The organism is Mycobacterium sp. ML4 (assembly GCF_054515735.1).
This window is the reverse complement of the sequence record NZ_JBTNSY010000029.1, coordinates 12,682-34,328: the sequence shown is the minus strand read 5'-3', so window position 1 is coordinate 34,328 and position 21,647 is coordinate 12,682. Positions and strand designations below refer to the sequence as shown.

General features: G+C 66.1%; 21 protein-coding genes. 14 read left to right on the top strand and 7 right to left on the bottom strand.

Annotated elements, in window-relative coordinates; all coding sequences use genetic code 11:
• Positions 1-133 precede the first annotated feature (133 nt).
• The 7 genes from ACX9NE_RS25335 to ACX9NE_RS25305 all read left to right on the top strand — a co-directional run bounded on the left by ACX9NE_RS25335 (position 134) and on the right by ACX9NE_RS25305 (position 4,837).
• Positions 134-487 carry a hypothetical protein gene (locus tag ACX9NE_RS25335; RefSeq protein ID WP_459364418.1) on the top strand — a complete coding sequence of 118 codons (354 nt, stop codon included), beginning with the start codon at positions 134-136 and terminating at the stop codon, positions 485-487.
• Positions 484-1,047, top strand: a complete 564-nt coding sequence (locus tag ACX9NE_RS25330) for a hypothetical protein (protein ID WP_459364419.1) — start codon at positions 484-486, stop codon at positions 1,045-1,047. The genes ACX9NE_RS25335 and ACX9NE_RS25330 overlap by 4 nt, the downstream gene beginning before the upstream one ends.
• Before the next feature lie 222 nt (positions 1,048-1,269).
• Positions 1,270-2,040, top strand: coding sequence for a phage major capsid protein (locus tag ACX9NE_RS25325; RefSeq protein WP_459364420.1), 771 nt, complete (start codon positions 1,270-1,272; stop codon positions 2,038-2,040).
• A gap of 121 nt (positions 2,041-2,161) precedes the next feature.
• The gene (locus tag ACX9NE_RS25320; RefSeq protein ID WP_459364421.1) at positions 2,162-2,599 is read left to right on the top strand and encodes a hypothetical protein; all 438 of its coding nucleotides are present in this window, start codon (positions 2,162-2,164) and stop codon (positions 2,597-2,599) included.
• A gap of 130 nt (positions 2,600-2,729) precedes the next feature.
• The gene (locus ACX9NE_RS25315; RefSeq protein ID WP_459364422.1) at positions 2,730-3,014 is read left to right on the top strand and encodes a ribosome modulation factor; all 285 of its coding nucleotides are present in this window, start codon (positions 2,730-2,732) and stop codon (positions 3,012-3,014) included.
• A 150-nt stretch (positions 3,015-3,164) separates the two neighbouring features.
• Positions 3,165-4,064, top strand: coding sequence for a DNA-processing protein DprA (locus ACX9NE_RS25310; RefSeq protein WP_459364423.1), 900 nt, complete (start codon positions 3,165-3,167; stop codon positions 4,062-4,064).
• Complete coding sequence (locus ACX9NE_RS25305) at positions 4,061-4,837, top strand: ComF family protein (protein ID WP_459364424.1); 777 nt, start codon at positions 4,061-4,063, stop codon at positions 4,835-4,837. Before ACX9NE_RS25310 ends, ACX9NE_RS25305 begins: the two co-directional genes overlap by 4 nt.
• Before the next feature lie 99 nt (positions 4,838-4,936).
• Here ACX9NE_RS25305 and ACX9NE_RS25300 read toward each other — a convergent pair whose 3' ends face one another.
• The 3 genes from ACX9NE_RS25300 to adhE all read right to left on the bottom strand — a co-directional run bounded on the left by ACX9NE_RS25300 (position 4,937) and on the right by adhE (position 9,509).
• Entirely contained in the window at positions 4,937-5,179 is a 243-nt protein-coding gene (locus ACX9NE_RS25300) for a hypothetical protein (RefSeq protein WP_459364425.1), read from the bottom strand.
• Between the two features lie 465 nt (positions 5,180-5,644).
• Positions 5,645-6,817, bottom strand: a complete 1,173-nt coding sequence (locus ACX9NE_RS25295; protein WP_459364426.1) for a Fic family protein — start codon at positions 6,815-6,817, stop codon at positions 5,645-5,647.
• 55 nt (positions 6,818-6,872) lie between these two features.
• Positions 6,873-9,509: a bifunctional acetaldehyde-CoA/alcohol dehydrogenase gene (gene adhE, locus ACX9NE_RS25290; RefSeq protein ID WP_459364427.1), complete on the bottom strand. Its 2,637-nt coding sequence runs from the start codon at positions 9,507-9,509 to the stop codon at positions 6,873-6,875.
• Between the two features lie 171 nt (positions 9,510-9,680).
• Between adhE and ACX9NE_RS25285 the strand changes: the two genes are divergently transcribed.
• Together ACX9NE_RS25285 and ACX9NE_RS25280 are read left to right on the top strand one after the other, a co-directional pair.
• Positions 9,681-12,281, top strand: coding sequence for a flavin-containing monooxygenase (locus ACX9NE_RS25285; RefSeq protein WP_459370835.1), 2,601 nt, complete (start codon positions 9,681-9,683; stop codon positions 12,279-12,281).
• A 162-nt stretch (positions 12,282-12,443) separates the two neighbouring features.
• Positions 12,444-13,544, top strand: coding sequence for a ferritin-like domain-containing protein (locus ACX9NE_RS25280; RefSeq protein ID WP_459364429.1), 1,101 nt, complete (start codon positions 12,444-12,446; stop codon positions 13,542-13,544).
• Between the two features lie 100 nt (positions 13,545-13,644).
• Here the strand turns inward: ACX9NE_RS25280 and mtnA are convergent, their stop codons facing one another.
• Positions 13,645-14,637, bottom strand: coding sequence for an S-methyl-5-thioribose-1-phosphate isomerase (gene mtnA, locus ACX9NE_RS25275; RefSeq protein WP_459364430.1), 993 nt, complete (start codon positions 14,635-14,637; stop codon positions 13,645-13,647).
• 238 nt (positions 14,638-14,875) lie between these two features.
• On the opposite strand from mtnA, the gene ACX9NE_RS25270 reads away from it, so the two are divergent.
• The gene (locus ACX9NE_RS25270) at positions 14,876-15,541 is read left to right on the top strand and encodes a YoaK family protein (protein WP_459364431.1); all 666 of its coding nucleotides are present in this window, start codon (positions 14,876-14,878) and stop codon (positions 15,539-15,541) included.
• Between the two features lie 37 nt (positions 15,542-15,578).
• Here the strand turns inward: ACX9NE_RS25270 and ACX9NE_RS25265 are convergent, their stop codons facing one another.
• Positions 15,579-17,570, bottom strand: coding sequence for a DUF7159 family protein (locus ACX9NE_RS25265; RefSeq protein ID WP_459364432.1), 1,992 nt, complete (start codon positions 17,568-17,570; stop codon positions 15,579-15,581).
• A 206-nt stretch (positions 17,571-17,776) separates the two neighbouring features.
• Positions 17,777-18,412, bottom strand: a complete 636-nt coding sequence (locus tag ACX9NE_RS25260; protein WP_459364433.1) for a cutinase family protein — start codon at positions 18,410-18,412, stop codon at positions 17,777-17,779.
• Between the two features lie 69 nt (positions 18,413-18,481).
• On the opposite strand from ACX9NE_RS25260, the gene ACX9NE_RS25255 reads away from it, so the two are divergent.
• Together ACX9NE_RS25255 and ACX9NE_RS25250 are read left to right on the top strand one after the other, a co-directional pair.
• A complete protein-coding gene (locus ACX9NE_RS25255) occupies positions 18,482-19,243 on the top strand; it encodes an alpha/beta hydrolase family protein (protein WP_459364434.1) in 762 nt (253 codons plus the stop codon).
• A gap of 165 nt (positions 19,244-19,408) precedes the next feature.
• The gene (locus ACX9NE_RS25250; protein WP_459364435.1) at positions 19,409-20,434 is read left to right on the top strand and encodes an AbrB family transcriptional regulator; all 1,026 of its coding nucleotides are present in this window, start codon (positions 19,409-19,411) and stop codon (positions 20,432-20,434) included.
• Here ACX9NE_RS25250 and ACX9NE_RS25245 read toward each other — a convergent pair.
• Complete coding sequence (locus ACX9NE_RS25245) at positions 20,373-20,615, bottom strand: hypothetical protein (protein WP_459364436.1); 243 nt, start codon at positions 20,613-20,615, stop codon at positions 20,373-20,375. The two genes, ACX9NE_RS25250 and ACX9NE_RS25245, sit on opposite strands and share 62 nt — an antisense overlap.
• Between ACX9NE_RS25245 and ACX9NE_RS25240 the strand changes: the two genes are divergently transcribed.
• Together ACX9NE_RS25240 and ACX9NE_RS25235 are read left to right on the top strand one after the other, a co-directional pair.
• Positions 20,608-21,390, top strand: coding sequence for a TauD/TfdA family dioxygenase (locus tag ACX9NE_RS25240; RefSeq protein ID WP_459364437.1), 783 nt, complete (start codon positions 20,608-20,610; stop codon positions 21,388-21,390). The genes ACX9NE_RS25245 and ACX9NE_RS25240 overlap by 8 nt on opposite strands.
• Positions 21,327-21,599 (top strand): TauD/TfdA family dioxygenase, encoded by a 273-nt coding sequence (locus ACX9NE_RS25235; protein WP_459364438.1) that lies wholly within the window; start codon positions 21,327-21,329, stop codon positions 21,597-21,599. The genes ACX9NE_RS25240 and ACX9NE_RS25235 overlap by 64 nt, the downstream gene beginning before the upstream one ends.
• Positions 21,600-21,647: the final 48 nt, after the last annotated feature.

The following is a 21,647-nucleotide window of genomic DNA, read 5'->3' as shown; positions in this document are numbered from 1 at the left end:
GTGGCAGATCCCCGTTGGGCCAGCGGCGACCAGGGCACCCAACCCCCATACCCACCCACGCCGCCGCTCAAAGGCATATGCGACATGCCCTCCCCGAATTTCGGAAGAAAACAACAACGAGAGGAATCCGAAAGTGATTGAGAGAGAGGACTTGTGGGCTGCGGCTCGGGAGTTGTTCGCCGGTGTGGGCAAGCGTCCGCCGGGTCCGCGGTATGAGATGACCCTGGCTGATGTCGAGGACTATTCGCGGCGCTGGGTGGAGAACCGGGGCGCCGGCCGGTTCACGACGACTGACGTGGACATCGTGACCGACGCTGATGGTCGGCCGTTGGCGGTCGGCCGGTCGGTGGAGACGTTCGTGTTCAACAGCCTGTTGCTCGACCAGGCGCACGCTGACCGGCTCGGCATCACGGCGGCTATCGAGGCCGGCGAGTATCCCGGCGTCGAAGTCTTCGATCCGTACAACACGAAGGGCGACAACCGATGAGCACGACCGACACGACGACCACTGACACCGCGACAGTCGAGTCACAGCCCGACGTCGCAGACCTCGACACCACCGCGGCCGACGGCACCGCGGACGAGTCGGAGGGCGACGAGGCGCAGGAGCCCGACGCGGACGCGGACGCGGTCCAGGACGGTGACGCCGACGAGGACGACGACGCCGCCGATGGATCGGGCCGGGAGGCGGCGAAGTATCGCCGGCGGCTGCGAGAGGCTGAGGCTCAGCGCGACGAACTCGCTGCGCGGGTTGAGTCCCTACAGCGGGCCGAGGTCGAACGACTCGCGACGGCCGGCCGGCTGCAGCCGGCGGCGCTGTGGGCGTCCGGCGTCGAGCTGGCGGACCTGCTGACCGACGACGGCACAGTGAACGCGTCCAAAGTATCCGCGGCGATCGAGGCGTCGCGCGAGCAGTTGGGGATCCCGGCGCCGCCCGTCGGCCCGCGGGTGCTGAAGGAGGGACGCAGCTCCGGACGTCCGCCGAAACCATCGGGAAAGGCGGCGATGGTCAGCGTCGTTATGGGGCGTGACGACGCCGACGGCTAGAATCGGATGCCGTGGCCGGGCGCTGATCCCCGCGGGACGCCCCGGCCACAGCGCAGCCCCAGGAGGGCAACCGCGAAAAGCCTTGCAGGCAAGCGGAATTCACCACCCGTTAGGCACCTGTGCCAAATGGCACACCTGCCGCCCTCCTGAGAGGTTTCTCCAATGGCAACCAAGATCACCCCCACGTCGCCGAAGGCGTGGGCACCTGACCAGACGGCGTTTGTGCCGGGCGACGTCATTCCCGACGCGCTGATCCTGAACACGGCGACCGTAGTCGGGCAGATTGAAGGCGACGAGCCGGCCATTCGGGTTCCGTTCGTCGCTGACGATGGCGTCGTCGGTTTCGTCGCGGAAGGCGCCGAGATTCCCGACGCGGACCAGGATTTCGACGAAGTTGTGGTACTGACCGGCAAGGTCGCCGCGCTCGGCAAGTACAGCTTCGAGACGCTGGCGCAGCCCGAGGCCGCGCGGATGGTCGTCGAATCGCTGTCGCGCAGCGTCGTCACGAAGGCGAACGCCGCCTATCTCGGTAACCTCGACGCTGCGCCCGGCCCGACCGGGCTGCTCAACACTCCGGGCATCATCGACTTCGAGACGCCGATCGGGGATGACCTCGACCAGCTGGTCGATGCGGTTTCGTTCATTGAACTGGATGGCGGCTCGGCGACGCACATCATCGCGAATCCGACGGCGTGGGCAACGCTGAGCAAGCTCAAGCGGGGCGCCGACAGTAACGAAGCGTTGCTCGGCGCCGGCACTGCTGCCGGTGAACGTGCGTTGCTTGGATTGCCGGTGCTCGTCACGCCGGCGATGCCCGCCGGTTCGCTGGTGGTCGTCGACAAGACCGCTGTGATCGGGGCGCAGTCGCCGGTCCGCGTGGCCCGCTCCGACGACGCCTACTTCTCGTCGGATTCGATCGGCGTGCGGGTGACGTGGCGTCTGGGCTGGAAGGTCATGCACAGCACGCGCGTCGCGAAGCTGACCATCCAGTAACAGCCTGCGCCGGTGCCGCGTTCCCCTTCTCAGGCGGGCGTCGGCGCACACAACGGTGACGACGGCCGGGGGGATGCCGTGGCCCCGGCCGTCGTCACCCAGGAACGGGAGGCCGCGACCAATGACCGAGCCGACAACGGATCCGGATCCGCTGCTTACACCGGCGGACCTGGCGCCGTTCGCGACCATCGCGAAGGCCAAGGCCGAGCAGATGATCGAAGACGCGCTCGGGATGGCCGAGGTCGTCGCGCCGTGCATCACGGCGGACGGGTTCGCGTTCCGGAGGGCGGCCAAGGCCATTCTCCGGGGCGCGATCCTCCGCTGGAATGAGGCCGGCAACGGTGCCGCGACGACGAAGACGGCCGGTATTTACGGGCAGACCGCGGACACCCGGCAGCCGCGCAAAGCGATGTTCTTCCCGTCGGAAATCGAGCAGCTGCAAAAGCTCTGCCGCTCCGACGACGACACCGGCGGCGCGTACTTCGTGAACCTCTTACCGCGCGGACCGCGGCTGTCCGCCCGCCAACTTTTCGAGTTTGACCTCGATACCGCCCGATGATGCCGACCAGCTGCGGCACCACGGCACCACCAAGGGTGTCCACACTGTGTACGCCCCTTCTCGACGTCGTGGTCCAGGTCGTCGGCGTGGGATCCGATTGCCCGCGCCCGCACGGCTGCATGATGACCGGGTGACGAAGCGCGCGGAATACACGTTCGCGCTGCACGAAGGCTCACTCGCCGATCCCGGCGATCGCAACCCGTATGCCGGCCGGTCGCTGGTCCTCGCGCAGCTGTGGATGCGCGGGTACATGCGGATGATGCAGGCACGGATCGAGGCCGGACCTGCGATGCAGAAATACCTTGCGGGTCGCGGGGGCAACTGCCTGACCTGCGCGCCCAGATACACACTGGCAACGCCGGCTCGGGGACGGCACACTGGAGAGGGAGGCCCCCAACACGCCGCGGCGATTTAGCTGGTCGCGCGCACAGCGCGCTGCGCATGTCTTACCCTAAGGACACAATCGACCACGTATGACCACGTATGACCACGTATGACCACGTATGACCACGTATGACACCCGACGACACCGTTTGACATTGCACGACTGCCTGGGGGTTGAACGATGAATAACGAACAGATTGCCCTCGTCGCCCTCCTTCGCACCCGCCCCAACGGACTCAGTTGGCCCAAGCTGACTGAGGAAGTCATGGCCTGCGGCAGCGCGGTCGCCGTCTGGCAGCAGTACAACCCCGCTCAGCTCATTCCCTCACCCATTGAGACCGCCGCGATGGAAGAAGCGGAGGCCGATCTGGCGAGATGGGAACGTGAGGGTCTGCGCTTTGTGAGCGTGCTGGACAACGACTTTCCGCAGCGACTCCTGGACATCGTTGAGACGCCACCATTTCTTGTCGCTCAAGGCCAGCTAAAAGCAGACGACCCCGGCATGTCAGTGGTCGGGTCACGGAAGGCATCTGAGCGCGGCCTTGAGATGGCAGCGAGCATCGCGCGATTCCTCGTCCAGCAGGGCTTGGGCGTCATCTCCGGTTTGGCCGCAGGCATTGACACCGCCGCGCACACCGCGGCGCTCGGTGAAGGAGGCCGCACGGTGGCCTTCATCGGCACTGGGTCGAACTTCTACTACCCGCCGAAAAATCGCGAGCTACAAGACTCCATAGCGGACTTCGGCCTGGTGCTGTCGCAGTTCTGGCCTGAATCCCCGCCGCAGAAGCACACATTCCTGATGCGCAATGCGCTGATGTCTGGCTACGGGCTGGCGACAATCGTTGTGGAAGCAGGCGAAACCAGCGGTGCGCGCGCCCAAGCGCGAATGGCAGTCGGGCACGGCCGCCCCGTTATCCTGACTGACACCGTCGTGGAGCGAAACGAGTGGGCGCGGACACTGGTGCAGCGACCCGGCGTTCACAGGGTGGCCAGCCTTAAAGAACTCGGGCCGATTGTGGACGAGATTCGATCCGAGCCCCAGCGCACAGAACAGGCGTTGAGGCAGCTTTCGTTCCGGTGACCAATGCTGATGCTGCCTATGCGCAGATCAAGCAGAGCCTTCTCAACAACGCGGGTGGATACCTGCGCAACACTGTGCCGATTGTCGGTGAAACGTGCGCCAATTGTCGTGGCGCGCGGATGAAGGACGGCGAACAAACCTGCTTTCCCTGCGCGTTCTTCTACGACTCCACGACGGCTGATCTGGTGGGCTCGATGGTGTACGCCGTGGGTGGTTCCCAGAGCAACAAACTGATGCGCGGATACAAGGACACGCCGCCGAGCTCCATCTTGGTGCAGAGGGTGACGTCTCTGATTTCGCTCGGCGTGAAGGCGCATTTCGATTGCGCGGAAAGGCTGCTGGGTGGCTCATTGAGTCGGTGGGCGACAGTGCCGTCGCTGAAAACTATCGGGTCCGTTCACCCGCTGCGCTCGAAGATTCTCACCCCGATGCTCGGCGAAGAGTACGAAATCGAAGTGCTTGCGACGGAGAAGGCGAAGGGCAAGACGGAGAAGGAACGCCGCGTCCTGGACCCGGAGTTCTATGCCGTAAACACCGCGGTCCCCCACGGTGCGCATGTGCTGCTCATTGACGACACCTGGACGACGGGCGGGCACATCCAGTCTGTTGCCAAGGCGCTCAAGCAGGCCGGCGCCGCAAAGGTGGCCGCGTTGTCGGTGGCGCGCTGGATGGACCCGTACGAACCGCGGACCAAGCGGGTCTTGGTGGAGCACTTCAAGGACCGGCCCTACGACCCCGACGTTTGCCCTTGGACGGGTGGCAGCTGCCCCTAAGCCCAGGGTGTCGTACCTAGAGTGTCGTGTCGCCGGCACCCCGATCGAGGCCATCGTGTCCGAACCACGCCGGCGGGAACGGTCGCGGCGCCGGCCCGCTCACCGCGACTCGATCAATGCCGCGGCCATGTCGAGCGCCTGGGCGACGCCGGCGCGGTCCTCGCACGGCCACCCGCCGGCACGTACCGTCGAGGCGCGGGCCCGCATCGAGCCGGCCGGATCGGCCCGAAGGCAGACGTCAAAGCTCAGTGCGGCGACCAGAAGTTCGCCGTCGTCGACCGGCAGGCCGGTGAACACGCCCGCGGCCTCGAGGTCCGCGAGGATTGCATCAGTGGTTGTCATATGGTGAAGCTAACCGCATCAAACGCGAATTGCCAAGTGCCACAACGAAAGTCGACATATGCCGCTACCAGCGCAAACGCCGGAAACGGAAATAATGCCGGATTGACGCATATGCCAAGCCCGGCGAACGAACGACCTCATCCTTTTCAGCTCGGCCTCAGCCGTGTCGGCTCGCTCGCCCGAGCACAGCAGAGCATTTGCCCGCGCTCCGCATTTTCCCCGCATAAACGTGCCTTAACTGGCACAAACTTACCCGTACCTCGCCGTACTAGGTAGCCGCGAAAGATGCTGCCTCACAACACTTTCACAAACTTACGCGTACTCTAATTGACGGGCAGATGCCAAGCTGAATACGCGGGTTCGATTCCCGTCATCGGCTCCACGGCCTATCGGGACAAACGAAGCTCGACCTCTAACGCATGCAGTTGGCGTTCGCCAATAACCCCCGCCCACCCAAACCACGGGTCAGCCTCGTCGCCCCGCGCGTTCGGCGAAAGCGTCGAGCGCGCCGAGCACTTCGGCAGAACGCCACACTCGGTTGCGGGGTCCACTCGTCGTCTCGATGAGAATTTCCGCTTCGGTGAGCGGCTTCAGGTAGCGGTGCGCGTTGGTTGACTCGATGCCCAGCTCCTGCGCAAGTAGCGCAGCGTTCACAACCGGACGGCGCGTCAACAAATCGGCGACCCTCCACACCGCCGAATCGGACCGCGCGGTGATCACGTCGTTCCAGGTCTCCCGGATATGGCGAAGCTCGGCGACCAATTGACGCCCGTTGGCGATAGCCAGGACGGTGGCCTCCGAGAAGCGCTCGACAATCGGCGCAGCGTCGCCAGCGCGATAGCTGGTCAACGCAGCAAAGTATGCGTCCGTGTCGGCCAGTAGCCCGGCCGAGACCGGCACCGTCACCTGGCGAGTTAGCCCTTTGTTGCGCAGCATGGCTTGTACCAGTGCGCGGCCCGTGCGCCCGTTCCCGTCGGTGAAGGGGTGAATGGTTTCGAACTGGGCATGGGCCACCGCCACCTGCGCCAGCGTGGGAACGTCGCGGCGCTGCACGAAGGCGATCAGGTCGCCAATCGCGCCAGGGATCGCCTCGTGCTGCGGGCCGACGAATGTCGCGCCGATGGGGGTGGAGCCGCCGCCGATCCACACTGGCTCGGTGCGCAATTCGCCCGGAGTATGTCGCGGCTCGTTGACCATCAATGCGCGGTGCATCGCGAGAACGGCGTTGGCGTCAATGGTGTCCGACCGGGCGAGCGCCGCCTGCAGTGCGGCGGTGTTGGCGACGATCATCTCAGCGTTGCGCTTGGCCTTGCCGCCGGGCAGCTCGGCCTCGGCGATCTCGCGAGCCGATGCGGTCAGGTTCTCGACTTGCGAGCTTGCGGCGGACTCCGACCGCAGCAGCACGGCGGCAAACGGACCGATTTCGCCTCCGAGTTCGGCATCGAAACGTGTGATCTCGTGGCTGGCGGACTCCGCGTCTGCAAACACGGACAGCGGCAAGTCCAGAACCAGGTCAGCAATGGTGGCCGGCACTGCAGGGTGGTACGTGCCGTACCTGGGCAGCGCCGCGCCGGCGTACCGCCGTCCCTGTGGTTCCCAGCGAACGTCCTCGTAGGTGACGGGGCGAAGTGACGTCATCAACTAAATGAAGTTAACGGGATCAGTTGACTTCAGTTGTCGCGGGACGGCCGCATTATCCGGTAGCTCCGTAATACCCCAGCCGCAGCAACTCCGTGATCTCACTAACCAGCGGCATCCGGGGGTTGGTCCGGTTACTGAGGTCCTCGAACGCCGTCATCGCCAGCGCCGGCAGCGCCGCAACGAACTCGTCTTCGGGGATGCCCATGGCGCGCAGCGAGCGCGGCATGTCGACGCGGTCCAGCAGGTCCTCGACTCCCTGGAACAGTCGGCTGCGGCTGTCTTCGGGCTCGTGGCCACCGAAGATGAGCTGACCGATTTGGGCGTACTTGTCAGGAGCGATGTAGGCCGAATAGCCGGGAGCCGGCATGAATTTGCTTGGCAGGCCCGAGTTGTAGCGAAGCACATGCGGCAGGAAGATCGCGTTCGCCCGGCCGTGCGCAATGCCGAATTTGGCACCGACGGCGTGCGCCAGCGCATGGTTGGTCCCCACGAATGCGTTCGAGAAGGCAAGCCCGGCCAACGTCGCCGCGTTCGCCATGTCGGTGCGCGCGGCCAGATCGTCGGGATCCCGGTACGCCCGGGGCAATCCCTCGAAGATCAGCCGCGCCGCCTGTGCGCACAACGCGTCGGTGTAGGGCGAGGCGAAGATGGAGACCGCCGCCTCCAGTGCATGCGTGAGCGCGTCGATACCGGTGTCCGCGGTCAGCACCGGCGGCATCGACGCCGCCAGCTCCGGATCGATGATGGCCAGATCGGGCACCAGGCTGTAGTCGACGAGCGTCTCCTTGCGGCCGTTCACGGTCAGCACCGCTGCCGGCGACACCTCCGAGCCGGTGCCCGAAGTCGTTGGGATGGCGACCAATTGGAGACGGTGCCGGTCAGTCGGATAGTCCGCCACCCGCTTGCGGGGGTCGAGGAAGGGCATGGTCAACTCGTCGAGAGTCTTCTCCGGGTGCTCGTAGAACAGCCGCATCGCCTTGCCGGCATCGAGCACCGAACCGCCGCCCACAGCGATGAGGACCTCGGGTTGCACGCGTTGCAGCAGCTCGACGCCGCGGCGGATCGTCGTCTCGTCCGGCTCCGGCGTCACTTCGGCGAACACCTGCACGTGGCGGGTGCGCATCTTGCCGCGCACCAGGTCGACCACCCCACGCCCGTCGCTGACCGAATCGGTAACCACCACGACGGTGTCGCAGTCGAGGTCGCGCAGGTTCTCCAGTGCACCGGCGTTGAAGTAGGTGTTGGAGGGGACGCGGAACCACTGCGGCGGGGTTCGGCGCTTCGCGACGGTCTTGATGTTGAGCAGCTGGCGATAGTTGACGTTCTCGGTCGTGCTCGACCCGCCCCATGTTCCGCATCCCAGCGAGAAGGTCGGGGTCAGATTGTTGTATACGCCGCCGAGAGCCCCGACCGCGGTCGGGGAGTTCACCAGGATGCGGCCGGTACGCACCGCTGCGCTGTACGCGTCGATCACCGCCTGATCGTTGGCGTAGACCGCCGACGTGTGGCCCAGCCCACCGTGCTCGGTGACCAGTACCGCGACATCGATCGCATGCTGGACGTCGCGTGCCCGAACCACGCCGAGGACGGGCATCAACTTCTCCTGCACCAGCGGGTGCGCGGCGAGTTCTTCGAGGTCCGCAGGCAGCGGGGCCAGCAGTACCTTCGCCGTCGGCGGCACCGAAAACCCTGCTCGCGCAGCAAGTTCCGGAGCCTTCTGGCCCAGCGCGTCGAGGGAGATCTTGTCGCCACAGCCGAACGCGAACCGGGTTATCGCGGCGGCCTCGTCGTCGGTGAGCAGCCTGGCGCCCATCCGCTCGAACTCGGCGCTCATCGCGTCGTATACGTCGTCGTCGATGATGCATGTCTGTTCCGCGGGGCAGATCACCGAGGAGTCAAAGGTTTTCGAGATGAGGATGTCGACGACGGCACCCCTGACGTCGGCGGTCTTGTGGATGTAGATGGGGGCATTTCCGGGTCCCACGCAGAGCCCCGGTTTCCCGGTCGCGCTTGCCAGCGCCACGATCTTCGGTCCGCCGGTCACCCAGATGAAGTCGATCTTGGGATGCTTGAACAGATAATGCGTCACCTCGTGGGCGGCGTCCGGGATGATCTGCAGCGCACCGACCGGCATCCCCGCTGCTTCGGCCGCCGCGCGCATGATCTCGACGCTGCGTTCGCAGGACCGCACCGCGTACGGCGACGGCCGGAACACGATGGCGTTGCGTGTCTTAGCGGCCACGATCGCTTTGAACAGCACCGTCGACGTCGGGTTGGTCACCGGGGTAATCGCGAGCACCACGCCTATCGGTTCGGCGACGTGGACGATGTTGTTCTCGATGTCCTCATCGATGACGCCCACCGACTTCTTGTCGCGCAGATAGTCATGGAGGAACTCGGTCGCCACGTAGTTCTTCACGACCTTGTCCTCGAAGACTCCGAACCCGGTTTCCTCGATCGCCAAGCCCGCCAACTCGGCCGCGGCACGGAGTCCGGCGCGCACCATCGCCTCGACGATACGGTCGACCTGGACCTGATCGAGCTTGCGGAATTCGGCGGCCGCGGCAGCGGCGACGTCCACGATCGCGTCGATCTCGTGGTGGCGCCGGTCGCCGTTGTCGGACGTATCGCTGTTGGCGGTGGTACCTGCGGCTGTTAACGCCGGAGCCGCCCCCTCTTTCGTCGGCATTGTGCGAACCTCTCATTCAGCCGCATTCCTAGCTGGCTGTCGGTGCTATCTTCGGTCACCTTCGCCTGGGCGGATAGAGGCTAAAGTCCGTGCCGTTCGTCGCCGCCGACCGCGGCGCACGATCAATTCAGCCACTAAACAAATCGCGCTGAAGTGGTCATGATGATTGCCATGGCTGATGAACACTCCCACCCCGATGTCGTGGTTGTGGGCGCCGGCTTCGCCGGCCTGTACTCCGCGTACCGTCTTCGGCTCGCGGGTCTGTCGATGCGCATATTCGAGGCCGGCGACGACGTCGGCGGCACCTGGTACTGGAACCGCTATCCCGGCGCACGGGTCGACATCCCGAGCGTCGACTACATGTTCAGCTTCGATGCGGACTGGGCTCAAGAGTGGCAGTGGTCGGAGAAGTACGCCACCCAACCCGAGATCCTGCGTTATCTCAACCACGTGGCCGACAAGCACGACCTCCGTCGCGACATCCAGTTCGGCACCCGGGTCACGCACGCGCACTGGGACGACAACCTATCTGGCTACCGGGTGCGCACCGACCGCGGCGAAGAGGTCACCTGTCGCTACTTGGTGATGGCGACTGGTTGCCTCTCAGTGCCCAAGGACCTCGACATCGACGGCGTCGAAGATCTCGCCGGTGAGGTGTATTTCACCAGCCGGTGGCCCCACGAGCCCGTCGATTTCACCGGTAAGCGCGTCGGCGTCGTCGGGACCGGTTCGTCGGGAATTCAGTCGATTCCGCTGATCGCGGCGCAGGCAGCGCACGTGGTGGTCTTCCAACGCACGCCATGTTTTTCGATCCCGGCGCAGAACGGCCCGATTTCGCCGGACAAGCTCGCGCAGATGGCCGACGAATCGGCCTACCGGCAGGCGGCGAAATACTCCTTCGGTGGCGTGCCGGCTGAGCGCACGATCACTCCGGCGTTCTCGGTGTCCGCCGACGAACGCCGGCAGCGCTACGAACGCGCCTGGCAACGCGGCGAACTGCTGGAGGTACTCAACCTCTACGCCGACGTGATGAGCAATCCGTTGGCCAACAAGGACTTTGCCGACTTCATCCACGGCAAGATCCGCGGCATCGTGCGCGACCCGAAGACGGCCGATGCGCTGTGCCCCACAACCTATCCGGTCGGGGCCAAGCGGCTGTGCCTGGACACCAGCTACTACGCGACGTTCAACCTGCCGCACGTGCGACTGGTCAACCTGCAGGACCAGCCGTTGGTCGGCGTGACCCAGACCGGAATCGACACGGCCGGTGAGTCTTTCGAGTTCGACGCGATTGTTTTCGCCACCGGCTTCGACGCGATCACCGGCGCCGTCGCGGCGATCGACATCGTCGGGCGCGACGGGCTTGCGCTGAAGGACAAGTGGTCGCACGGTCCAACCACCTACCTAGGCCTGATGACCGAGGGATTCCCCAACCTGTTCCTGATCGCAGGACCCCAGAGCCCGTCGGTGTTGTCGAACATGGCGGTGTCCATCGAGCAGCACGTCGATTTCGTCGCCGATGCTCTGACGTACCTGCGCGGCCACGGCTTCGACCGCATCGAGCCCACCAAGCTCGCCGAGGCCGGCTGGATGCAGCACGTGGACGATGCCGCATCGATAACCCTCTTCCCCCAGGCTAATTCGTGGTACGTCGGCGCAAACATACCGGGCAAGCCACGGACGTTCATGGCCTACGCCGCCGGCGTCGACTTCTACCGGATGGCGTGTGACGAGGTGGTGGCGCGGGACTATTTGGGCTTCGCGTTGTCCGGGCCGGGTGGTACCCAGTGCAACGACGGCGTGGTGCGGCGCCTGCAACCGGACGTTCAGATGGTCCTCGAGCAGATGGCGCTGCTGGACCTGCCGACGCTGGAGTCGATGGCGCCCGAGCAGGCGCGCGCGTTCACGGGGGAGATGAGCCTGGCACGTCCACCGGGCCCGGACGTCGCTGAAGTCGTTGACGGAACCCTGCCCGGCGCCGCAGGGCCGCTGGCCTACCGCCTGTACCGACCGACCATCCCCGGCCCGCACCCCCTCGTGGTGTACTTCCACGGCGGCGGGTGGGTTCTCGGTGATCACACCTCCGACGATCCGTTGTGCCGGGATCTGTGCGTGCGCAGCGATGCCCTGGTCATGTCTGTGGATTACCGGCACGCTCCCGAACATCGTTTCCCCGCCGCGCTCGACGATGGTTGGGCGGCGGTGTGCTGGATCGCCGAGCACGCCGAAGAGCTCGGAGGCATTCCGGGTCGCCTCGCGGTGTGCGGTTGGAGTGCCGGCGCCGGCATCGCCACCGTGGTCTGCCGCCTGGCCAGGGACACCGGCTGGCCGACGATCACCGGCCAAGCGTTGCTGACGCCGGTGGTCGATTCCGATCAGACCCGCGGCTCCTACGTCGAGAATGCAGATGGCTACGGTCTCACCGCCGCGCTGATGCGGTGGTTCTTCGATCACTACGCCGATCCGGACGTGCGGGATGACCCCAGGATCGCACCGCTGCGTGCCCGTGACCTCTCGGGCCTGCCTCCGGCGATCGTCGTCACAGCGGAGTTCGACCCGCTGCGCGACGAGGGCGACGCGTACGCCAAAGCGCTTGCCGCAGCGGGGGTTTCAACCGAGCACGTGCAGGCTCGCGGACATACGCACTTGTCGCTGTCGATGGTCGACGTGGTCCTCTCCGGGGCACCGATCCGGGCCCGGATCGCGGACGCGCTGCGGGGGTTTTCCGCGGCTGACACCGCCACGAGAGCGCCGGCGGGAACTGCAAGCTAGACCGGACAGCTGAGCTGGCGCGTCGGTTTCCTACGCGCGACCGCAGGCAAACACGGGTTGACGGGTGTCCAGGATCAGGCTTGACCACAGCGCCGATTGTTGGAACCATTGTGATGTACGCCATATGACCACTGGTCACAACGAGCAGGAAGGTGGCAGCTCATGACCACCAGGGACAAATACACAACCGTTCCCACGCCGTACTCGTGGGAGGTCCCCAGTGCCGGCGATGCCCGATTTACCTGGGAGTATGACGAGGGGCGTGCGCGGCTGCTGTCCCTGTACCAGAAGGGGAAGGACAAGCAGTGGGACGCCCAGTCGCGGATCGACTGGGCGCAGGACGTCAACCCGACGAACCCGATCGGGCTCCCCGACGAGTTCAATCCGCTGTTCGGCAGCCCGATGTGGGAGGCCGCGGACGACGCACGGCGCGATGAGATGCGCCAGCACTTCCAGGCCTGGCAGTTCTCCCAATTCCTGCATGGCGAGCAGGGGGCGATGGTGTGTGCGGCCAAGATCGTCGAGGTGGTACCGGACCTGGACGCGAAGTTCTACGCGGCCACCCAGACCATGGACGAGGCCCGGCACGTCGAGGCGTTCTCACGGTTCCTGCAGGAGAAAATCGGCTTGGTCTACCCGATCAACAAGAACCTGACCGCCCTGCTCGACGACACCTTGCGCGACTCGCGCTGGGACATGCCGTACCTGGGGATGCAGGTCCTCATCGAAGGGCTCGCACTCGCCGCCTTCGGGGTGCTGCGCGACATGGCGGCGCCAGACTCACTGGCCAAGCAGGTGCTGGCCTACGTCATGCAGGACGAGGCCCGGCACGTCGCCTTCGGCCGAATCTCGTTGAAGGACTACTACTCCGCGCTCACCGAAGCCGAACGTGACGAGCGCGAGGAGTTCGTTGTGGACGCCTGCTACCTGATGCGCGACCGGTTCCGCGGCGAGGAAGTCTTCGAAACCCTCGGCATGGATGTGCAAGCGTGCGCCGAGTGGGTGGACACTTCGCCGCTGATGATCCAATTCCGCTCTCACCTGTTCAGCCGGATCGTGCCGATCGTCAAGGACATCGGGTTGTGGGGCGACAAAGTGCAAAAGGCGTTCAGAGACATGGGCGTTCACGATATGGCCGCCTTCGACATCGAGGCGCTGATGAAGGCCGATGAAGATCAGGCCGAGGCGCTGGACAAGGCACACGCCGAGATGGCCGAGCGGGCGCTCGAGGTGGACCAGGTGATCGCGGCGGGCGCGAGCTGAACAAACGGCTGGGGCGGATGACTCTGCGCTCCTCCGGTGATGTTCCCCCGCGACGTAGCCTGCGGGGTACGCACCAATCCAATCTGCCTGTCCTTCAACGTCATCGTGGTCGATCAGCTTCGGTTGCCTGCGGCCGGTAAGCGCCGTGCTCGGTGACGACGGCGGTGATGAGCTCGGCCGGAGTCACGTCGAAGGCCGGATTGAACACGTCCGCGTCGGGCGGGGTGACCAGGCGGCCGGTGAACGTTCTGACTTCTTCGGGCGGCCGTTCCTCGATGACGATCTCGGCACCAGTAGCCAGCGACCTGTCGATCGAGGACGACGGCGCGACCACGACGAGCGGCACGTGGTGATGACGCGCCGCGATGGCCAGGCCGTACGTGCCGATCTTGTTCGCGACGTCGCCGTTGGCCGCGATCCGGTCAGCGCCGACGAGTACGCAGTCGACAAGGCCGCGTGCCATCGCCGCCGCGGCGGCGCTGTCCGGCTGCACCCGGTAGGGCACGCCGGCTTGCGCCAGCTCCCACGCCGTGAACCGAGCGCCCTGCAACAGTGGTCGAGTCTCGTCGACCAGCACAGATCCCACCAGCCCGCGCTCGTGCAGGTGCCAGACGACGCCGAGCGCACTACCCCAGGCCACAGTGGCGAGGTGACCCGCGTTGCAGTGACTGAGTAGCTGCAGCGGGCGGCGCCCACACAATTCGAGCACGATATCCGCGGCGTTGGCGGACGCGGTGCGGTTGAGGCGTTCGTCCTCGTCGAGGATTGCCAGCGCCTCGGCGAGCACCGCATCCGGACCGCCATCGAGTCTGCCCAGTGCGCGCGCAACTCCCCAGCCAAGGTTGACTGCGGTCGGTCGTGCCCTGGCGACACGTTCGGCAGAGCATCTGAGGTCACCTCCTTCGCGGATCGCGAGCACCACGCCGAGCGCGCCCGCCGCACCGAGCGCCGGAGCGCCGCGCACCGCCAGGCGCTGGATTGCGTCGATCAGTTCGTCGACGGTCTGCAAACGGACAACGCGGTACTCGGTTGGCAGCGCGGTCTGGTCGATGATCGTGACCGCGTCACCGTCCCAATCGATGGTCCTGCGCACGAGCTGACCCTAGTCCTCGGCCGGCGGCTCAGGCTTGACCGTTCGATTCACCCCGGATTGCGAATGCGGCGGCCAGTTTTCATACGCCTGCCGCACAAAGCTTTTCGCGATACGCGAGGCACCACCGCGCTGCGGGCCCGGTGGGTTCAGTTGCCATTTCCGCACTGCATCGCGTTAATTGATACGCGACGTGCAGAGGTGGGACTCAGCATGACGGTAGCCGAGCCGAGGGAAACGCGTGAAACAGACGACTACCACGCTGCCGCCCGCGGTCCTGCTCACCCTCGCGAACGGGTTCCTGGACGCCCACACCTTCCTCGAACTCGGCGGGGTCTTCGCCAACGTCCAGACCGCCAACGTGATCTTCTTTGCGCTCGATCTCGTTCAACAGAACTGGGCCCCGGCGTTTTCCCGGCTCTGGCCGATCTTCGCCTTCATGGTCGGCGTCGCGGTCGCCGCGCACATCAAATCCGGACGAGTGCAGAAAGTCACTTCCTACCCGCTGCGCTGGACTATGGGCTTTCAAGCCGCCTTCTTCATCGGCGTCGGGTTCCTCGGGACGGTGTCGGCGAGCTTTGTCACAGTGCCGATCGCGTTCTTGGCCGGCATACAGATCGGCTTGTTTCGCAGTATCGGCGACCTCAATTACCTGCCGGTCGCCACCACGGGCAACCTGATGCGGCTGGTGGAGGCAGGCTATACGGGGTTCGTTGATGGACAAAGCAAATCCCGTCGAGCCTTTCGGGTCTACGCCACGCTGATCGGAGCATTCGCGGTCGGCGCCGGAATCGGCACTGCAGCCAGCCGGGCATACGGCCATCACGCGATCTGGATACCGGCCGGCTGTCTGGTGGTCACGCTGGTGTTGGTCGTGTCGGACGAGCGCGCCGGAAGGGCCGGTTAACGCCGCGCGGCTTAGAGCGCGTGGCATTAGCCCTTCGCTATTGCTTGCCGCCGGAGCTACCACTGCCACCGCCGGTGCTCAGCGAGCCTCCGCCGCCGATGGAACTGCTGCCGCCCAGCGACCCGCCGCCGCCGACGGAACCCCCACCCGATGATCCTCCGCCGCCGATGGAACTACCGCCGCCCAACGACCCGCCCCCGGCCCCGGGCGAGCCGATGCCCGCTCCGGGCAAGCCGCCACCGGCGGGCGCTCCACCACTGCCCCCCAACGCGACACCGCCGCCTTCGGAGACCGGTGACGGCCCCAGCGCCGGTGATGGACCCGACACCGGCGGAGTCAGCGGACGCGGCATCTCCGGCACTCCCGCGGGCGCCTCCTGGCCAGGTAGGCCACCGAGTCCCGGCGAACCGGGAGTCGCAGGAACCTGCGGAACCGGCTGATTGAGGACCGGTGGAGCTTCCAGACCGGGAACGCCAGTGACCGCCGGGACCTCCGGAGCCGGAGCATGAAGGGGCGCAGGCGGTTCGGGGATGCGGAACGCAGGTGGTGCCACCGGAACCGGCCTTGGCGGCTGGGACACCGGAACATATGTGGGCGGTGGTGTCACCGGGCCGGGGTCGGGTGGCTGAGATACCGGCACCGACGCGGGCGGCTGAGATACCGGCGCCCTGGTCGGCTGCGGTGATTCAGGGGTTTGTGACGCCGGGACGGTAGTCGGGGTCTGCGACGCAGGGGTTTGTGACGCCGGGACTGTAGTCGGCGACACCGCCGGCGTGGTGGAGGGTTGTGCCGGAATGTGCGGAAGCTGTCGGGTCGGAAGACTCGGCGCGGCAGTCGCAGGCGGCGCAACCGGCAGCGGCAGGAGAATCGGGTAGTTCGGATAGTCGGCATCCGGCGTCTTCAGCGGCACAGCGGGATTCGGCATCAGGACGGGAAGCGCCAGCAGAGCCGGCGCGCTCCCGCCGGAAGGAGCAATGCCGGTAGGGCCCGGGACGTTCCCTGGGGGACCCGACGGCCGAACCGATATCGGATGCGGGACAGCGGTGCCAGGCAACGGCGCGAGCGGCATCAACGGCGCCGCAACAATGCGATTCTCACCGGGGATGTGATGCAAACCGACAGCTGCGGGTCGGATACCGAGTCCAAGTGAAACTTCCAGCGCCACAACCACACTGATGAGGACAACTGCCCCCGTGCTGCCCAGCAGCAGGACCGGCCTGCGCCGCTGCGGACTCTCGTACAGACCGGCGTCGTCGGCGAAACCCTCGTCAACAGTCTCAGCATCGGCAGAGACGCATTGCGCATCACAAGAATTCTCGGCAGAAACCCGCGCGTACGCAAATGCCTCCGTGGACAGGGACGACTGTGGCGCACTGACGGAAACCAGCGCCGCACCCCGGGCCAGCGCGGTCTCCGGATCTTCTGCCGCGCCCACCGCGAGCGAAGTCGCCGCGGCGACTTGCTGTTTGATCCACCCGAGATTCATCCCGGAACCGAGGACGAACACCCCATCCGGAGGCGTCTCGAGCGCCTCTGTCCCAGCTGCCAAATCCATGAGCGCCTTCATCGCCCCACCGGCGGTCCCGAGAGATTCGGTCCGGATACCGGTGATCGCTGCGTCCGCGCTCCCCACGCCTGCCATCGTCGCCGCCTCGGCTTCCAGGTACAGCAAAGCGGTGCGCTCATAACCGGCCGATTGCCCGACCTCCCGAGCCCACGCCGCGGCGGCACGGAACGGCGGGGCGATCGTGACGTGATCCACGCCGCGAGCCGATAGTGCATCGCACAGCCCAGCGGCCTCGATCGGCTCGGTACACGTCACTCCGACCGAGGTGACTCGGTTGCCGGCCGCGGCAGCTTCCGCTCTGGCATCGAGGATCGCGGCTGCAGCCAGATCAATTGCCGAATCGGTAGCGACGTCGGCCGGCAACGTGCGTTCCGCGACGGTCACGCCATCCGCGTTCTGCCCCTCAACCAGCACCATGCGCACCGCCGCCGGTGTCATCGATAGCCCGAGTACGATGTCCACTTCTTCTCCCATTGCGTTTGCTGACGGGGCCGGCCCGGCGAACACGAACGTGTCACCCGCAGATCAAAGATATCACCGCATCGGATTTATCTACGTATCCGGACTTAGGTAGAAGCTATGAATTTTGCAGCGCGGCCAGCGTCCGGCCCGCATTGGGCATCACGACACCGGCAAGGAAGGCGATGCCAGGCAAAGCGGCGCGGCAGCTACAGCTTGCCGGCGACGAAGCCGGCGGCCTGGTCCACCAGCCCCGAGTCGATGTACGAGGGCTGCAGATGCGAGGGCCAATTCGTGCCCCGGCCGCAAATGGGGTCCCCGGCTGCGCACTGGTCGATCGTCTTGCCCGCGAAGGCCGGAGCGAGTCCACGGGTGCCGTTGCCGAACAACGCCACCGCGGCGACGTGCTGATCCACACCCGGCGGCAACAGGTTGGTGAACCCGAATACCGGGCGCCCCCCAGTGACCAGGTCGGCCACCTCGGCGCCCAGCGAATAGCCGCCGAGCACTATGCGCGTGTTCGGGCAATCTCTGGCCATCGATTGCACATGAGCGCTCATATCGTTGGCGCCGCTGCCGGTGGTGATGTTGGCCGGGTAGTTGACTCCGTAGACGCCGATCGACATACGCGTCTTGCCCCGCAGCGAATTGACCAGGGCATCGCCGACGGCGCCGACGCCGGGCGGTTCCTCCCGGCCGCGAGCGAAAACCACTTCGGCGTCGGGGCAGGCCGCCGACGCCCTGGGAAGCAACGCCGCCGGACCAATGACCGCCGCACCCAGCAGGGCGGCCACCGCCAAGCTGAGGACACCCCGCGCGCCTGGTGTTATCGCAACAAGCCTCATGACGGTATGTTACGGATCTATCCGACAGTACGTCGGGCACGCCGCCCGAGGCCGTGTTAGATCTCCACCATGGGCGAACGTGTCACGTTCCAGAGCTCGACGGGCCCGAACCTGGCGGGAATCCTCGACACACCCGAAGGTGCGGTGCGCGGCTGGGGTGTCTTCGCCCACGGGTTCACCCTCGGCAAGGAGTCACCGGCCGCAGCCCGCATCTGCAAGCAACTGGCCACCGACGGAATCGGCATGCTGCGCTTCGACGCCCTGGGCCTCAGCGGGTCGGAGGGAGACTGGGGCGACGGGTCGTTCACCGTCAAGGTCAACGACATCATCAGGGCATGCGAATTCATGGCCGACCGCGGAACTCCGGCTGACATACTGGTTGGACATTCATGGGGCGGCGCGGCAGTACTCGCCGCCGCCCGCCACTGCTCCAGCGTGCGGTCGGTCGTTACCGTGGCGGCGCCAATTGATCCGAGCCACGTCGAAAAGCATTACGACGCAGTGGTTGACCGGTGTCTGTCCGAGGGCAGTGCCGAGTGGATGGTCGGCGGTCGCACGCTGACCCTGAAGCGGGCCTTCGTCGAGGATGTCCGCGCAGCCCATCTGCACGACAAGATCAAAGGATTGCGGCTGCCGCTGCTGATCCTGCACTCCCCCACCGACAACACCGTCGGCATCCAGAACGCGACGGAGATCTTCCGGTTGGCCCGCCACCCCCGCAGCTTCGTTTCGCTCGAGGGCTCCGATCACCTACTCACCACCCGCGGCCAGGCTCGTCGGGCCGCCCGAATCATCGGCGCCTGGGCCGACGCGTACCTGGATGAGGACTAACTGCGGCTTATTTGCGCTACAGCAGAGCCGCGAGCTCGGTCTCATCGGCCGGCAACGGCTGCAGGTCCAGGCACTCGGACCCGGCGCCGTGCCACACCGGAATTGACCGACACCCTGTCCTGCGCCTCAAGAATCCGCCAAGGCGGCTGTTGAACCCTGGCGACCATGAACCCGATTGACCTTCTCATCGTGGCAGTTCTTTGCGGAGCCTTCGCCTTATCGGCGGCGCGGTACGCGCCCAAAGCGGTGCCGGGAATCGGTCTGGCCGCCCAGGGCGTGCTCGGCGTGTACACCGGGCTGATGGTGCGAGACATCTCGTTCGCCGCGCTGGGCTCGCACTGGCCGGTCGTCGTCGCGGTCGCCGTCAGCACCCTCGTCTTCAGCGTCGCCGGCGGCGCGCTACTCGGCCTGCACCGGGACATCACCCCGCTGACCGGTGGCCTCGCTCTGGTGGCCGGAGGCTCGGCCGGGCTGGTCGCCATCGCGCGCGAACTCGGCGGTGACGACCGCGTCGTCGCGGCAGTCCAGTATCTGCGCGTTGCACTGATCACGGCCGCCATGCCCGTCGTCGCCACCGCCTTCTACCACAGCACTCCGTCCCACAGTGCTCAGATCGGTGAAAAGGCCTCCCTGTCTTGGTATTTCACACTTCCCCTGATCGCAGCCATCGTCCTGATCGGCGCGGTGGCCGGACGTCGGCTACGGCTGCCCGGCGGCGGGCTGATCGGCCCGATGGTGATCACCTTCGGCCTGGAATTCGCCGGCCTGACCGACCGGCTCGCGGTTCCGATGCCGCTGTTCCAGGCCGGAATCGTGCTGATCGTCCTGCAGACGGTGTTGGCGCTGGACCGTGAGTCGCTACGGGCGATTCGCCGGATCCTGCCCGGCGCGTTCGCGTTGATCATGGTGCTCAACGTCGCCGCGGCCGGCATGGGTGTGGTGCTGGCCCACTCGGCCGGACTGAGCATGCTCGACGGCTACCTGGCGACCAGCCCCGGCGGTGTCTACGCGGTGCTCGGCACCGCCGCAGGGTCGGGCTCGAACGTGACCTTCGTAATGGCAGCCCAGGTGATCCGGGTGGTGCTGATGTTGGCAGCGGCACCCTTCGTGGCACGGTTGTTCATCCGGTTCACTCCCCAGACCTCGCCCGCTGCGCCGGTGCGCTCCGGGCTCGTTCCGGTTCCCGCGTGAGCAGGGCGTCGATGAGCGCCGTCGCGATGAACTTGCCGTACCGGGCCGCCGACCAACCCCGTTCCAGCACCAGAAGCTCGTAGAGTTCGGGCGCGTGGTAGGTCCAGAGCACATCGCGCGCCTCGACGGCGCTGACGCGTAACTGGTCGGTATGCGCCAGATCGGCGGCGAACATGCGCATCGCGGTCAAGGTTTCGCGGCGGATCTGTTTCCAGACGCAGCGCCGTCCGATCGCCGCACCGACGGTCTGGGACCACTCCAGCCTGCAAGCCTGGGACTACATGATCGCAGTCGAACCGCAGCACGCTGCGGCCTGCTTGCGGATCCGTGACCGGCTGCGGCGCTCGGGCAGGCGCCTGGACAGCATCGAGGCGTCGGACTTTCAGGAGCCGGAGCTGGTGGAGATCGCCCGTGGCATCCGGCAGTGCCTGCGGCTGGGTCCTGGCTTCTGCGTGCTGCGCGGTCTGCCTCTGCAGGACTGGTCGGACGAAGAGGCGTCGATGCTCTACTGGGGACTGGGCACCTACCTGGGCGGCCCGCAACCGCAGAACCGCCACGGCGACCGGGTTTACCTGGTCCACGACACCGGCCAGTCGGTCGCGGAGGCCCGCGGCTCGAAAACCAACTCGGAGTTAATCTTTCACACGGACTCGGCGTGCGCCTACGCCGGGAGCCGCCCCGACGTACTGGGCCTGCTGTGCCTGCGTAAAGCCGTGACCGGCGGGGAGTCGGTCATGGTGAGCGGTCACACCGCCTACAACGCGCTCCTGGCGTCCCAGCCGGAGTTGGTCGAAGAACTCTACGGGCAGTTCTGCTTCGACCGTTCGCACGAGACGCAGCCCGGCGAGGACCCGTTCACCTATGGATCGGTCCTCACCGACACCCCGGACGTGTGCAGATCCGCTACAACCGCCTGCACATCGAGTTGGGCCACTACCGCAGTGGTCGGCCGATGAGCGACCGCCAGCGGCAGGCACTCGACGCGCTGGACCGGGCTCTCAACGACCCGGCAAACCACGTCGAATTCACTCTCGACCCGGGTGACGTGTTCTTTGCCGACAATCACGCGACACTGCACAACCGCCGTGCCTTCGTCGACTCACCGCAGGTCGGTGAGCGGCGCTGCCTGGTGCGGCTGTGGCTTGCCGGCGAGCCAAGCAACTGAGCTCGTCACGGTGCCATCTCTGCCGAGAAAGTTCCAAGGCACACTCGC

What these genes read in the sequence shown, in the direction of transcription:
- ACX9NE_RS25330 (WP_459364419.1), top strand. Translation starts at nt 484, where the DNA reads ATGAGCACGACCGACACGACGACCACTGACACCGCGACAGTCGAGTCA.
- ACX9NE_RS25320 (WP_459364421.1), top strand. Translation starts at nt 2,162, where the DNA reads ATGACCGAGCCGACAACGGATCCGGATCCGCTGCTTACACCGGCGGAC.
- ACX9NE_RS25310 (WP_459364423.1), top strand. Translation starts at nt 3,165, where the DNA reads ATGAATAACGAACAGATTGCCCTCGTCGCCCTCCTTCGCACCCGCCCC.
- ACX9NE_RS25300 (WP_459364425.1), bottom strand. Translation starts at nt 5,179, where the DNA reads ATGACAACCACTGATGCAATCCTCGCGGACCTCGAGGCCGCGGGCGTG.
- ACX9NE_RS25295 (WP_459364426.1), bottom strand. Translation starts at nt 6,817, where the DNA reads ATGACGTCACTTCGCCCCGTCACCTACGAGGACGTTCGCTGGGAACCA.
- adhE (WP_459364427.1), bottom strand. Translation starts at nt 9,509, where the DNA reads ATGCCGACGAAAGAGGGGGCGGCTCCGGCGTTAACAGCCGCAGGTACC.
- ACX9NE_RS25285 (WP_459370835.1), top strand. Translation starts at nt 9,681, where the DNA reads ATGGCTGATGAACACTCCCACCCCGATGTCGTGGTTGTGGGCGCCGGC.
- ACX9NE_RS25280 (WP_459364429.1), top strand. Translation starts at nt 12,444, where the DNA reads ATGACCACCAGGGACAAATACACAACCGTTCCCACGCCGTACTCGTGG.
- ACX9NE_RS25260 (WP_459364433.1), bottom strand. Translation starts at nt 18,412, where the DNA reads ATGAGGCTTGTTGCGATAACACCAGGCGCGCGGGGTGTCCTCAGCTTG.
- ACX9NE_RS25255 (WP_459364434.1), top strand. Translation starts at nt 18,482, where the DNA reads ATGGGCGAACGTGTCACGTTCCAGAGCTCGACGGGCCCGAACCTGGCG.
- ACX9NE_RS25250 (WP_459364435.1), top strand. Translation starts at nt 19,409, where the DNA reads ATGAACCCGATTGACCTTCTCATCGTGGCAGTTCTTTGCGGAGCCTTC.
- ACX9NE_RS25240 (WP_459364437.1), top strand. Translation starts at nt 20,608, where the DNA reads ATGCGCATCGCGGTCAAGGTTTCGCGGCGGATCTGTTTCCAGACGCAG.
- ACX9NE_RS25245 (WP_459364436.1), bottom strand. Translation starts at nt 20,615, where the DNA reads ATGCGCATGTTCGCCGCCGATCTGGCGCATACCGACCAGTTACGCGTC.